The organism is Stenotrophomonas sp. 2201_Sma (assembly GCF_056486685.1).
Genome location: NZ_CM151329.1, coordinates 605,641 through 619,777, shown reverse-complemented (window position 1 = coordinate 619,777; position 14,137 = coordinate 605,641). Strand labels below are relative to the sequence as shown.

General features: G+C 68.4%; 9 protein-coding genes. 4 read left to right on the top strand and 5 right to left on the bottom strand.

What is annotated here, in order from left to right; translation table 11 throughout:
* Positions 1 to 197 precede the first annotated feature (197 nt).
* Positions 198 to 4,082, bottom strand: a complete 3,885-nt coding sequence (gene purL, locus ACZLIF_RS02800) for a phosphoribosylformylglycinamidine synthase (RefSeq protein WP_128989074.1) — start codon at positions 4,080 to 4,082, stop codon at positions 198 to 200.
* 1,139 nt (positions 4,083 to 5,221) lie between these two features.
* Between purL and ACZLIF_RS02795 the strand changes: the two genes are divergently transcribed.
* A complete protein-coding gene (locus ACZLIF_RS02795; RefSeq protein ID WP_128987985.1) occupies positions 5,222 to 7,321 on the top strand; it encodes a glycosyl hydrolase family 18 protein in 2,100 nt (699 codons plus the stop codon).
* Between the two features lie 79 nt (positions 7,322 to 7,400).
* On the opposite strand, the gene ACZLIF_RS02790 is transcribed toward ACZLIF_RS02795, so the two are convergent.
* Complete coding sequence (locus ACZLIF_RS02790; RefSeq protein WP_128987984.1) at positions 7,401 to 8,192, bottom strand: DsbC family protein; 792 nt, start codon at positions 8,190 to 8,192, stop codon at positions 7,401 to 7,403.
* A 101-nt stretch (positions 8,193 to 8,293) separates the two neighbouring features.
* Positions 8,294 to 9,271: a site-specific tyrosine recombinase XerD gene (gene xerD / locus ACZLIF_RS02785; RefSeq protein ID WP_065182490.1), complete on the bottom strand. Its 978-nt coding sequence runs from the start codon at positions 9,269 to 9,271 to the stop codon at positions 8,294 to 8,296.
* 56 nt (positions 9,272 to 9,327) lie between these two features.
* On the opposite strand from xerD, the gene ACZLIF_RS02780 reads away from it, so the two are divergent.
* Positions 9,328 to 9,819, top strand: coding sequence for an RDD family protein (locus ACZLIF_RS02780; RefSeq protein ID WP_065175339.1), 492 nt, complete (start codon positions 9,328 to 9,330; stop codon positions 9,817 to 9,819).
* A 41-nt stretch (positions 9,820 to 9,860) separates the two neighbouring features.
* On the opposite strand, the gene lptG is transcribed toward ACZLIF_RS02780, so the two are convergent.
* On the bottom strand, positions 9,861 to 10,967 hold the full coding sequence (gene lptG, locus ACZLIF_RS02775; protein WP_053516943.1) for an LPS export ABC transporter permease LptG: 1,107 nt from the start codon (positions 10,965 to 10,967) through the stop codon (positions 9,861 to 9,863).
* Positions 10,964 to 12,046, bottom strand: coding sequence for an LPS export ABC transporter permease LptF (gene lptF / locus ACZLIF_RS02770; RefSeq protein WP_053516945.1), 1,083 nt, complete (start codon positions 12,044 to 12,046; stop codon positions 10,964 to 10,966). The genes lptG and lptF overlap by 4 nt, the downstream gene beginning before the upstream one ends.
* A gap of 104 nt (positions 12,047 to 12,150) precedes the next feature.
* Between lptF and ACZLIF_RS02765 the strand changes: the two genes are divergently transcribed.
* Positions 12,151 to 13,629, top strand: coding sequence for a leucyl aminopeptidase (locus tag ACZLIF_RS02765; RefSeq protein WP_053516946.1), 1,479 nt, complete (start codon positions 12,151 to 12,153; stop codon positions 13,627 to 13,629).
* Positions 13,630 to 13,711: 82 nt separating this feature from the next.
* Positions 13,712 to 14,137, top strand: a complete 426-nt coding sequence (locus ACZLIF_RS02760) for a DNA polymerase III subunit chi (protein ID WP_004154132.1) — start codon at positions 13,712 to 13,714, stop codon at positions 14,135 to 14,137.

Genomic DNA, 14,137 nt, shown 5'->3' with positions numbered 1-14,137 from the left:
TGCCGTGAAGCAGTTCACTTTTTCACGCGTTTATCAATCCATTTTGTTAGTTGCACGTGACGATTGTCTGGCGCATGGAAATGCATGTAACTCATGGTGGCGACAGGAGTTTCATCCGCGCAAAGAAAAACCCGCCGGCAATGCGGCGGGTTTTTCCATACGCATCGGCATCGACGCCTGCGCGAAGCGGTGCGCGATCAGCCGCACCACACCCGGGCATTGCGGAACATCCGCATCCACGGTGAATCACCCTGCCACTCGGCCGGCGCCCAGCTCAGATTGAGTGCGCGCGGGGTACGCTCCGGATGCGGCATCATGATGGTGACGCGGCCGTCCGTGCTGGTCAGGCCAGTGATGCCATCCGGTGAGCCGTTCGGATTGAGCGGATACTGCTGGGCGATGGCACCGTTGCCATCGATGTAGCGCAGCGACACGCGCGCAGCGGCCTGGTCGACGGCGTTGTCGAACACCGCCTGGCCTTCGCCGTGCGCCACCGCCACCTGCAGGCGGGAACCGGCCATGCCACGCAGCAGGATCGACGGCGATTCCACTACTTCCAGCAGTGCGGTGCGGGCCTCGAACTGCTCGCTGGCATTGCGGCGGAACTGCGGCCAGTGTTCGGCGCCGGGGATGATGTCCTTCAGCTGGCTCATCATCTGGCAACCGTTGCATACGCCGAGGGCAAAGCTGTCCTGGCGCTCGAAGAACGCCGCAAAGGCATCGCGCAGCGCGCTGCGTTCCAGGATCGAGGTCGCCCAGCCACGGCCGGCACCCAGCACATCGCCGTAGCTGAAGCCGCCACAGGCGACCAGGCCGGTGAAGTCCTGCAGGGCCACGCGCCCCTCGATCAGGTCGCTCATGTGCACGTCGAACGCGCGGAAGCCTGCACGTTCGAAGGCGTTGGCCATCTCGATCTGGCCGTTGACGCCCTGTTCGCGCAGTACCGCCACGCGCGGACGCGCACCGGTGCTGATGAACGGCGCCGCCACATCCTCGTTGAGGTCGAAGCTCAGCTTCGGCTTCAGGCCCGGTGCGTTGAACGCGCGGGCGACATCGCGCTCGGCATCGGCGCTGGCCGGATTGTCGCGACGCTTCTGCATGGCATGGGTGACCGACCACCACGCATCGAACAGCTGCTCCCAGCGCCACTCGGCCAGGTTCTCGCCTGCCAGCGATACGCGCACCACCGGTGCGGTGGTCGGCCTGGCGATGCGCTGCGCGCATTCGGTAAGGGCGTGGCGCTCGACCAGGTCGGCAAAAGCGGCGCGATCTTCGCGGGCGATCTGCACCACCGCACCCAGTTCCTCATTGAACAGGCTGCGGAACGGGTCATCGCCCCACGCGTCGAGGGCGATATCCAGGCCCAGGCGCGAGGTGAACGCCATTTCGCACAGCGCGGCGAACGCGCCGCCGTCGCTGCGGTCATGGTACGCACGCAGCAGGCCGGACTGGCGCGCATCCCGGATCAGTTCGAAGAAGGCACGCAGGCGCTGCGGGTCGTCCAGGTCCGGCGCGGCACCGGCGAAGGCCGGCAGTTCGCCGTGGTCGGCGTGCACCTGCGCCAGGATCGAGCCGCCCAGGCGCTGCTTGCCGGCACCGAGACCGATCAGCCACAGCTCGCTGTCGACGTCGCGATCAAGCAGAGGCGTCAGCTGCTGGCGTACATCGGCAACCGGCGCGAACGCCGAGATCACCAGCGACACCGGCGACACGCTCTTGTGTGCCTCGCCCTGGTCATGCCACTGCGCCTGCATGGACAGCGAGTCCTTGCCGACCGGGATGCTGATGTCCAGCTGCGGGCACAGTTCCATGCCCACGGCCTTCACTGCGTCGTACAGCAGCGCGTCTTCGCCCGGATGGCCGGCAGCAGCCATCCAGTTCGCCGACAGCTTGATGCCATCCAGCGCATCCACCGGGGCCGCGCACAGGTTGGTCAGCGCTTCGCCCACGGCCATGCGCGCCGACGCCGCGGCGTCGAGCAGGGCCAGCGGCGTGCGCTCGCCGATCGACATCGCCTCACCGGCCACGCCATCGAAATCAGCCAGGGTGATGGCTACGTCGGCCACCGGCAGCTGCCACGGGCCGACCATCTGCTCGCGGGCGGTCAGGCCGCCGACGCTGCGGTCACCGATGGTGACCAGGAAGTTCTTCGCGGCTACGGTCGGGTGTGCCAGCACGCGCAGGCCCGCTTCCTGCAGATCCAGGCCACCGGTCTTCAGCGCCGGCCAGCGCGGTGCCGGCGGGTGCGCCGTGTCGCGGTGCATTTTCGGCGGCTTGCCGAACAGCACGTCCATCGGCAGGTCGATCGGCGCGTCTGCAGGAACATGGCCCGGCACCGCACCGTACGCCACCACCAGATGCTCCTCGGCGGTCGCCACACCCACGGCGGCGAACGGGCAGCGCTCGCGCGCACACAGCGCGGCAAACTCGGCCAGTCGCTCCTGCGCGACGCCAAGCACGTAGCGCTCCTGCGATTCGTTGCACCACAGCTGCATCGGCGACAACGACGGATCGTCGGTGGGCACCTTGCCGAGATCGATGATGCCGCCCACGTTCGAATCGTGCAGCAGCTCGGGAATCGCGTTGGACAGACCACCGGCACCGACGTCATGGAAGAACTTGATCGGGTTGTCGGCACCCATCGCCACGCAGCGGTCGATGACTTCCTGGCAGCGGCGCTCCATCTCCGGGTTGTCGCGCTGCACGCTGGCGAAATCCAGGTCTTCGGCGCTTTCACCGGAGGCCACCGAGCTGGCCGCACCGCCACCCAGGCCGATCAGCATCGCCGGACCGCCGAGCACGATGACCGCATCACCGGCCTGCAGCGGGATCTTGTCGACCTGGATACGGTCGATCGCACCGAGGCCGCCGGCCAGCATGATCGGCTTGTCGTACGCACGGACCAGGTCAGCGCCTTCAGGCAGCTCGAAGCTGCGGAAGTAACCGAGCAGGTTCGGGCGGCCGAACTCATTGTTGAACGCAGCGCCGCCGAGCGGGCCGTCGGTCATGATCTCCAGCGCCGGCGCCATCCGCGGATTCAGCGCGCGCGGCGCTTCCCACGGCTGCGGCAGCTCGGGGATGCGCAGGTGCGAGACCGAGAAGCCGGTCAGGCCGGCCTTCGGCTTGCCGCCGCGGCCGGTTGCGCCTTCGTCGCGGATTTCGCCACCGGCACCGGTGGAAGCCCCCGGGAACGGCGCGATCGCGGTCGGGTGATTGTGGGTTTCGACCTTGATCTGGAAGGCGCTGGGCACCTGCGGCTCGCGGCGGTACTCGCCACTGGCCGGATCCGGACGGTAACGCGACGCCGGATGGCCTTCGATCACCGCAGCGTTGTCGCTGTACGCGCTCAGGGTGTGCTGCGGTGTCTGCTGGTGGGTGTTCTTGATCATGCGGAACAGCGAGCGTTCCTGCGCCTGCCCGTCGATGGTCCAGCTGGCGTTGAAGATCTTGTGCCGGCAGTGTTCGGAATTGGCCTGCGCGAACATCATCAGTTCCACGTCAGACGGGGAGCGCCCCAGCGCGGTGAAGCGCTCGCGCAGGTAGTCGATCTCGTCCTGGGCCATGGCCAGGCCAAGGCGCTGGTTGGCCGCTTCCAGCTGCGCCACCGGAACGCGCTCCAGTTCACCGCGGGCCGGCGCCGAGAACAGGGCCTGGCCCTGCTCGACGTGGTCCAGCACCGACTGCGTCATCGGGTCGTGCAGCACCTTCACCAGCGACTGCTGGGTGGCGGCATCGTCCGGCCAGCCCAGCACGTCGATACGCAGGCCGCGCTCGACCCGGCTGACCGGCTGACCGGCCCCGCGGACCAGTTCGGTGGCCTTGCTCGACCACGGCGACAACGTTCCCAGACGCGGCACCACGATGCGGCTGACGGCCCCTTCGGCGACCGTCCCGGCCTGCGGCTGTGCTTCCAGGATGCGGCACAGGGTGGCCTGATCGGGCACGGCCGAGCCTTCCGGCTGCACGAAGTAGACGTGCCAGGCACCACTGATGCGCAGGGAGGGAGCGATGGACTGCAGGCGGGATTCAAGACGTTCGCGGCGGAACGGCGACAGGGCGGGCGCGCCCTCGAGGACCATCATGTCCGGGGAACCGTAGTTGGGAAACGGGCCCGATATTGTACCGGAAGCGGGGGATGGGCTTGGGCCGGGCTGCGCCCGGCACCCGCCGAAGCCAGGACAACGGCAACGGCCAAAGCGAAAGCTGGGTTCCGATGGGATGGCGGGGTGGGTCCGGTGGCGGGGGACGCCGTGAACCCGTCCCTGGGGGCTTGGCCGCGGCATCCATGCCGCGGACACCCCCGCCACCGGACCCACCCCGCCTTCGACGGATTTCCGCGATCTGTATTCGGTCCACGCCATGCGCGGATGCTCCGCGGCAGTGCCGGCCGAATGAAGAGCGAAGCGACCGGCTCTTGCTTTTGATTTTGTTCTGTCGTTCGTGGCTGGCTGCGCAGGAACCTGTCAGAGGCCGGGTGGGTGGGGTCAGGCGGGGTGTCCGCGGCATGGATGCCGCGGCCAAGCCCCCAGGGACGGGTTCACGGCGTCCCCGCCTGACCCCACCCACCCGGCCACCCCCCAGAAATCCGCTGTAAGCGACCAACCCCCCAGCCACGAGGGGGCTCCGCCGTTGGCCGCCGACCGCGCACCAGCGCGCTCCGCCCGAATCCCGGAACCATGCGCTTGCTCGCGGATGCTTCGCGGCAGTGCCGGCCGCTGGCCGGCAACCAGGAAATTTCAGGATTCAGGCAATGAAGAGCGAAGCGACCGGCTCTTGCTTTTGATTTTGTTCTGTCTTTCGTGGCTGGCAGCCGCAGGAACCTGTCCGTGGCCGGGTGGGTGGGCTGCGCAGGGGCGTAAGCGCCATGGATGGCGCGCCCGAGCCTACAGGGACGTATTCACGGCGTCCCCTGCGCAGCCCACCCACCCGGCCAACCCCCACAAATCCGCTGTAAGCGACCAACCCCCCAGCCACGAAGGGGCTCCGCCGTTGGCCGCCGACTGCGCGCCAGCGCGTTCCGCCCGAATCCCAGAACCATGCGCTTGCTCACGGATTGACCACGCAATTGATGACAACGTTGTCCCTACCTGGTGCCGGACTCTCTCCCCGGCCTCCCAGGTGCCTCCGTCCGGCCCCTCCCGTCGCCTTCCCCGGCGACGCCCGGACCTGCGTCACGCGCGGCGCCATCGGGGCCCGCGCGCCCTTTGATCGGAGACACACCATGTACGACCCGATTGTGCGCAGTGCCGAACGTTCCACCCGAAGCTGTCGTCCCCGCCGCCTGGCCTGGCTGCTTGCCCTGGCCGCCGGCGCCGCCAGCCTGCCGGGCCTGGCCCAGGCCGCCAGCTGTGCCGGCGTGGCCGAATGGGACCAGGCCAAGATCTATCGCGCCGGCGACACCCTGCAGAAGGGCGGCGTGCTGTATCGGGCAAACCAGGACATCTGGAATGCCCCGCCAGACCATCCGGCCGGTGCGCCCTACTACACCAACCTCGGTGCCTGCGATGGCGGCGGCGTCAACCAGCCTCCCGTGGTCAGCCTGACCTCACCGGCCAATGGCGCTACCTTCAGCGCCGGCAGCACCATCAACGTCACCGCCAACGCCAGCGACCCGGACGGCAGCGTCAGCAAGGTGGAATTCTTCCGCGACGGCAGCTCGATCGGCGTGGATACCAGCGCTCCCTACAGCGCCAGCTGGGCCAATGCCAGCGCCGGCAGCCACACCCTGCGCGCGGTGGCCACCGACAACAACAACGCCACCACCAGCACCCCGACCATCACCATCACCGTCAACGCTGCCAGCGGCGATACCACCGCACCCAGCGTGCCCGGCGGGCTGGCGGTGGGCACCCGTACCGCCAGCAGCATCGCGCTGAGCTGGAGTCCGTCCACCGACAACGCCGGTGGCAGCGGCGTGGCCGGTTATGATGTGTACCGCAACGGCAGCCTGGTCGGTTCTCCGTCCAGCACCAGCTACGTCGATGGCGGTCTGACCGCGTCCACCACCTACCGCTACCGTGTGCGTGCCCGCGACAACGCCGGCAATGCGTCCGCCCAGGGCACGGAAATCAGCGCCACCACCCTGGCCGGCGACGGTGGCGGCACCGGCAAGCGGGTCATCGGCTACTTCACCCAGTGGGGCATCTACGGCCGCAACTACCGGGTGAAGAACATCGACAGCAGCGGTTCCGCCGCGCGGCTGACCCACATCAACTACGCCTTCGGCAACGTGCGCAACAACCGCTGCGAAGTGGGCGTGACCCAGCCGTCGGACCCGAACAGCGGCGCCGGTGGCGATGCGTTCGCCGATTACACCAAGGCCTTCAGCGCCGCCGAGAGCGTCAGTGGCAGCGCCGATACCTGGGACCAGCCGCTGCGCGGCAACTGGAACCAGCTCAAGCAGCTCAAGGCCAAGCATCCGGGTCTGAAGGTGCTGATCTCGCTGGGCGGCTGGACCTGGTCGCGTGGATTCTCCAGCGCGGCCCGTCCGGAGAACCGCCAGGCCTTCGTCGCCTCCTGCATCGACGCCTACATCAAGGGCAACCTGCCGGTGACCGACGGCGCCGGCGGCGCGGGCGCAGCGCTGGGCGTATTCGACGGCATCGACATCGACTGGGAATACCCCGTGGCCTGCGGCATCGAGTGCGGCAAGCCCGAGGACAACGCCAACTTCACCGCACTCATGGCCGAGTTCCGCCGCCAGCTCGATGCGGTGCGTCCGGGCCTTCTGCTGACCGTGGCGGTGGGTGCCGGCATCGACAAGATCCGCGTCACCGACCCGGCGGCTTATCACCCGTACCTGGACTACATCAACGTGATGACCTACGACTTCCACGGTGCGTGGGATGCAAGGACCAATCACCAGTCGGCACTGTTCGATTCGCCGAATGATCCGTCCACCGGCGACCAGAAGCTGTACAACAGCAACGACGCCATCGAGGCCTTCATCAGCCGGGGTGTGCCGGCCGCCAAGCTCAACCTGGGCATCGGCTACTACGGACGTGGCTGGACGGGCGTGGCCAATGCCAACAATGGCCTGTACCAGACCGCCTCAGGCGCCGCACCGGGCACCTATGAGGCCGGCATCGAAGACTGGAAGGTACTGAAGAACCTGGCCTGGTCGGGCTACACCGACAACACCGCCGGCGCCACCTGGATCTACAACGGTAGCACGCTGTGGAGTTTCGACACTCCGGCCAACATCACCCGCAAGATGGGCTACGTGAAGACCCAGGGCCTGGGCGGCGCGTTCGTCTGGGAATTCAGTGGTGACGATGCGCAGGGCACGCTGACCAAGGCCGTCAGCGATGGTCTGAAGTAAGGAAAAGGCCGGGGGCGCCGTGCGCCCCCGGCCTTGATCGGATGAGGCATCCGCCGGGCCCTGCCCGGCGATATCCCGGTCAGCGCTGGGCCGACAGTTTCTCCAGCGCCGCACGCAGCTGCGCCGGCGGCAGGTAGCCGCCCAGCTGGGTGCCATCGGGCGCGAAGATCGCCGGGGTACCGTTCACCCCCAGCTGCTGGCCGAGCGCGTACTGCATCGCCACCGGATTGGTGCAGTTCTTCGCCGGCACGGTTCCGCCGCGCTTGGCATTGGTCAGCGCCTGGCGGCGATCGGCTGCGCACCAGACCGAAATCATGTCGGTGTAATCCTTGCTGCCCAGTCCCATGCGCGGGAAGGCCAGGTACTCGACGCTGATGCCGTTGCGGTTGAGTTCGGCGATGTCCTGGTGCAGCTTGCGGCAATAGCCGCACTCGATGTCGGTGAACACGCTGACCGTGTACTTGGCGTTGGGCGCGGCGAACACGATGCGGTCGCCGTGGTTGGCCTTGGCCAGCAGCGCGCGACGGTAACCGAGCAGGCCCTCGCTGTTGGCCGGCCCCTTGGCCCGAGTGTCATAAGGCTGCGACTGGAACAGGTAGCGGCCGTCGTCGGAGACATACAGCAGCTGACCGGAGACCACCACCTCGCGGAAACCGGGGAAGGGCGCGGCGCCGATGTAATCCACTTCGAAACCGGGGTTGAGCGCGGTCAGCGCGGCGCGCACTGCCTGCTCTGCCGGACCATTGGCAGCCGGGGTGGCCCGGGTGGAGGCGGCGGCAGACGCCTTGGCCGCAGGGGCCGGCGGAGCCGGCTGGGCGCAGGCCGTCAGGCTGAGCGCGCCGAACACGGCGGCGATGGCGAATCGGAGCATGGAGCATTCCGCAGCAGAAGAGGACCACCGATTCTGACACAGCCGCCCGGGGCGGCGCCGTGGCCCGCTGACGGAAGCCGGACGGGGTTCATCCAGGTCGCTCAACCACGGGGATGGTGGCGGGCGTGCAGCTTCTGCAGGTGTTCACGCGCCACCAGCGTGTAGATCTGGGTGGTCGACAGCGAGCTGTGGCCAAGCAGCATCTGCAGCGCGCGCAGGTCCGCGCCACGGTTGAGCAGATGGGTGGCGAAGCTGTGCCGCAGGCCATGCGGGCTGATGCGGGCCGGATCGATGCCGGCGACCTGCGCGTGGCGCTTGACGAGATGCCAGAACGCCTGCCGTGTGAGCGCGTGCAGCCGGGGCTCGATGAACAGCGGCGTCTGCCCATCGGCGAGTGCCTGCACCCTGCCCTTTCCCACCAGCTGCGGCCGTGAATCCTGCAGGTAACGCTCCAGCCAGTGCTGTGACTCCTCGCCCAGCGGCACCAGCCGCTCCTTGCTGCCCTTGCCGGTCACCCGCAGCACGCCCTGCCGCAGGTTCACCGCCGTTGCCGGCAGCAGTACCAGTTCGCTCACGCGCAGGCCCGCGGCGTACATGAGCTCCAGCATGGCCCGATCGCGCAGCCCCAGCGGACTGCCGACATCCGGCGCGGCCAGCAACGCATCGATCTGGCTTTCGGCCAGCGCCTTGGGCAGCAGTCGTGGCAGCTTCGGCGGATCCAGCAGAGCGCCGGGGTCCTCGCTGCGCTCGCCGCGACGCACGCCATCGGCGAAGAACGCACGCAGCGCCGACAGCAGGCGCGCATTGCTGCGTGGCGACCAGCCATGGCGCGTGCGCCAGGCCAGGTAGTCGAACAACCCGGCGCGTTCGACGCCGGCCAGGCCCCCTTCGCGGCCGTCCAGCCAGCGTGCCAACCCTTCCAGATCGCGACGGTAGCTGTCCAGGGTGGCCCTGGCCAGACCGTTCTCCGCCCAGATGGCATCAAGAAAGCGCTGGATGCGCATGCTGTCGTCGGCACGCAGTGCAGGCAGTTGCTGGACCAGCTGACGGCGCTCGGCGGGGGTGGAAATGACGGCCATACGTGGAGGATACGAGGGTGACTGCGGACGCGGCCAGCTTTGCGTATGCTCGGCGCATGTCCAGCCCAGCCACCGACGTGTCTTCCACTGCCACGCCCGAGGCGCAGCGCCCCCGTGCGCTGCTGCCGTGGCGCGTGCTGGCGATGGTCTACGACGCGCTGCCCGTGCTCGCGCTGTGGATGCTGGCCGGCACGGCGTTCACCCTGGCCTACACCTTCAGTGGCCATGCACAGCGCGAGAACATCGCGCCCTTCAGTGCCTGGCAATGGCTGTTGTGGGCGGTGTGCTGGGTCGTAACCGGGGCCTATGCAACCGCCAGCTGGCGCCGGGGTGGGCAGACTCTTGGCATGCGGCCGTGGCGGCTGAAACTGGTGTCGGCCGACGGCACCGCGCTGCGGCGCGCGCAGCTGTGGCTGCGGTTTGCGGTGGCAACGCTGTCGCTGCTGCTGGGCGGGCTGGGCTTCTGGTGGGCCCTGCTGGATCGCCAACGCCTGGCGTGGCACGACCGTGCCAGTGGCACGCGTCTGGTGCGGATGCCCAAGCGCTGAAGTGTCCTGCTGGCGCCGGGCATGGCCCGGCGTTGCCGGAATCAGCCCGATTTCCGCCGGAACAGCAGGCCTGACACCACCAGCATCACGATCGGCGGCAGCGCGTAGGCGATGCGGTAATCAAACTTCAGTGCGCCGGCCATGCGCCCGAAGAACAGCTGCAGCAGCCAGAAGCCCAACGCGAACAGGATGCCGAGGAACAGGCGCTTGCCCATGCCACCACTGCGCAGCGAACCAAACGCGAACGGCACGGCGGCCAGGCACAGCGCCAGTACGTTCACCGGATAGAACCAGCGGCTCCAGTACACATCCTCGAAGTCACGCGCATCCAGGCCGTTGCGCTCGCGATAGGCAATGCTCGTGCTCAGTTCGGACACGCTCAGGTTGCGCGGCTTGGCGATACCGGTCGCCAGTGCCGCCGCGTCCAGCTTGGAATTCCAGGGCTCGCGCGCCACTTCCTCGCGCGTTGCCGAGCGCTCGCCGAAGGTATCGCGGCGCACGCCGGTCAATACCCAGCCGTCCTTGTCATGTTCGGCAGTGGCGGCGTGGGTCAGGGATGCGATCCGCCCGTCTTCGGCGATCCGGTACAGGCGGACGTCACGCAGGATCAACCGCGTTCCCGTGTTGCCGACCAGCTGTTCCTCACCGCTCTGCGCGTTGAGGAAGGTATCGCCTTCGCGTGCCCACATGCCGGAATAACGGGCCACGGCCATGTCCTGGCCCCATTTGGCACTCATCTTCAGCGAATCGGCACGGTTCTGCCCCCACGGGCCCAGCGTCTCGGCGCTGAACACCATCACTGCGGTCAGCAGCGACAGGGCAATCGCCACCGACACGCTCAGGCGTTTGCGGGACAGGCCCAGCGCACGCAGCGCGGTCAGTTCGGAGGTCGCCGCCAGCTGGCCCAGCCCCATCAGCGCGCCGATCACCGCCGCGGTCGGGAAGAAGGTGTAGGCGCGGCGTGGCACCGTATACAGCACCCACGCCGCGGCGTGTCCCAGGGTGTAGCCGTTCTTTCCGATGTCCTTGAACTCGCCGGAGAAGGCCATCACCACGTCCAGGCCGGTCAGCACCGCCCAGGTCAACAGCACGGTGCCGAACACCGCGCGCCCGAGGTAGAAATCGAACCGCATCGGTCGCAGCATCATGCGCGGGCCCCCTTGGGCAGGCTCATGCGTCCATCACGCGCATACATCCAGACCGCGAACGCCAGCAGTGGCAGGGTCAGCCACCACAGGCCCAGCATCGCCGGCAGCTTGCCACTGGCGATCCAGCCGGCGCCGATGAACGTCAGGTTGGTGCCGACCATGTAGGCCAGCAGGGCCAGCATCATGCGCCCATAGCGCTGCTGGCGCGGCGAGCTGCGCCCCAGCGGCACGGTCAGCAGGGCGAACGCCAGGGCGATCAGCGGCGGGGCCAGCCGGCGATGCAGTTCGGCCTGGGCCTGGGTGCGGCCGTCGCCCAGCAGCTGCAGGGTCGACATCAGTTCCGGATCGTCATCCTTGCGGGTCTGCGCACCGTCAGGCAGGGCCACATCGTTGCGGGCGAAGGTGGCCAGCCGGTAATCCAGCGCACCGGCCAGCGGACCCTCGACCTGGTGGCCCTTGTCCAGTTCCAGGAAGCGCTGCCGCTCGCCCTCGAAGTACATGCGGCCGCTGGCGGCAGAGACCACTTCCAGCCGGTCGTCCTTGGCACGCTGCAGGAACACCTTGCCCAGCTGGGTACCATCGGGCGAGATCGAGGACAGGTAGACCACGCCGCCGTTGGGCAGCGGGGTGAAGCGCCCGGGCTCCAGGCCGGCCATCAGTACGCTGCGGTTGGCGTCCTGGATCATCTGCTCGGCGGTGCGTGAGGCCCACGGCCCCAGCCACAGCGAACAGGCGCCCACCACCGCCACCACCGGCACCACCAGCATCAGCAGCGGCCGCAGCAGGCGCCTGGGGCCCACGCCGATGGCGGTGATCACCGCCATTTCCGAGTCGCGGTAGAGGCGGGCGATCGCCAGCAGCAGGCCCAGCATCAACGCCAGCGGCAGGATCAGCGGCATGTAGACGATGAACTGCAGCGCCAGCTGCGAGAACAGCAGCCTGGCCGGCAGGCGCCCGTCGGCGATGTTGCCGAGGATGTCCACCAGCACGCCGCCCACGCTGACCACCAGCAGGACGATCAGGGTGGCCAGGAAACTCTGGACGAAATCGCCCAGCAGGTAGCGGTCGAGCTTCAACATGGGGCGGTGGTTTAAACTCTGGGGTTCGTTCGCGGTGCCGCCCAGTCTAGCGTCTGGGCGTAAACGGTCCGCGATTGTACGGACTTGCCAATGGAATCTGCTCAATGGCTCTCGAATTCACCCTGAACCACCTCGCCCCGGCCGCCGCCCCCGTTGACTGCCTGGTGGTCGGCGCATACGCCGACCATACCCTGACTCCGGCCGCACAGGCGCTGGATGCCGCCAGCGGCGGCCGCCTGTCGGCCCTCGCCCAGCGCGGCGACCTGTCCGGCAAGACCGGTGCCACCAGCCTGCTGCACGACCTGCCGGGCGTGGCAGCGCCGCGCGTGCTGGTGGTCGGGCTGGGTGAAGCCGCCCGCTTCGGCGTGCCGCAGTACCTGAAGGCCGTAGGCGACGCCGTTCGCGCGCTGAAGGCAGGCGCCACCCGCAGCGCGCTGTTCACCCTGTCTGAAGTGGCTGTGAAGGAGCGCGATGCGGCCTGGGCGATCCGCCAGGCAGTGATCGCCGCCGATCACGCGGCGTACCGCTACACCGCCACGCTGGGCAAGAAGAAGGCCGATGATGCCGGGCTGGCCCAGCTGGCCATCGCCGGTGACGACGCGCAGGCCCTGGCCCAAGGCCAGGCCATCGCTGCCGGTGTCGAGTTCGCCCGCGAGCTGGGCAACCTGCCGCCGAACTACTGCACCCCGGCCTACCTGGCCGAAGTCGGCGTGAAGTTCGCCAGCGAGCATGACGGCGCCGAGGCCGAGATCCTCGACGAGACCCAGATGGAAGCTCTGGGCATGGGCTCGCTGCTGGCCGTGGCCCGTGGTTCGGCCAATCGCCCGCGCCTGGTCGTGCTGAAGTGGACCGGCGCCGGCGATGCCAAGCCCTATGTGCTGGTCGGCAAGGGCATCACCTTCGATACCGGCGGCGTCAACCTGAAGACCCAGGGCGGCATCGAGGAAATGAAGTACGACATGTGCGGCGGCGCCAACGTCATCGGCACCTTCGTCGCTGCGGTCAAGGCCAGGCTGCCGCTGAACCTGGTGGTGGTGGTGCCGGCCGTGGAGAACGCCATCGACGGCAACGCCTACCGCCCGTCCGACGTCATCACCTCGATGTCGGGCAAGACCATCGAAGTCGGCAACACCGACGCCGAAGGCCGCCTGATCCTGTGCGATGCGCTGACCTACGCGCAGCGCTTCGAGCCGGCCGCGCTGGTCGACGTCGCCACCCTGACCGGCGCCTGCATGGTCGCCCTCGGCCACCAGACCGCGGGCCTGATGAGCAAGCACGACGACCTGGCCAACGAGCTGCTGGCCGCCGGCGAGCACGTGTTCGACCGCGCCTGGCGCCTGCCGCTGTGGGATGAGTACCAGCCGATGCTGGATTCGACCTTCGCCGACGTCTACAACATCGGCGGCCGCTGGGCCGGCGCCATCACCGCCGGCTGCTTCCTGTCGCGCTTCGCCGAAGGCCAGCGCTGGGCTCACCTGGACATCGCCGGCGTCGCCAGCGACGAGGGCAAGCGTGGCATGGCCACCGGCCGCCCGGTCGGCCTGCTGAGCCAGTGGCTGCTGGACCAGGCCGCCCGCGCCTGATGCTGTACCAGACCCTGGCCGGCCACCGCCGGCCAGGGCCTCGCCCGGCCAGGCCGGGCCCCCGCCTGTTCCGGACCCTGCCATGCCCCGCGCCGACTTCTACCTGATCGCCAAGCCCCGTTTCCTGACCGAGCCGTTGCGCCTGGTCTGCGAGCTGGCACGCAAGGCCAACGATGCCGGCCTGTTCACCCTGGTGCTGGCGCGCGACCAGGCCCAGGCCGAGGAACTGGACGAACTGCTGTGGGCGTTCGATGACGATGCCTACATCCCGCATCAGATCGCCGGCGAGGACATGGACGAGGAAGAAGCGCTGGTGCTGATCGCCGTGCCCGGCACCGAGGCGCCGGCCCGCCCGCTGGTGATCAACCTGCGCGACGACCCCTGGCTGGGCCAGTGCGAGCGCGTGCTGGAAGTGGTCCCGGCCGACCCTGAAGCGCGCGAACCGCTGCGCGAACGCTGGCGCCAGTACAAGGCCGCCGGTTACGACCTGAACAAGCACGACATGTGA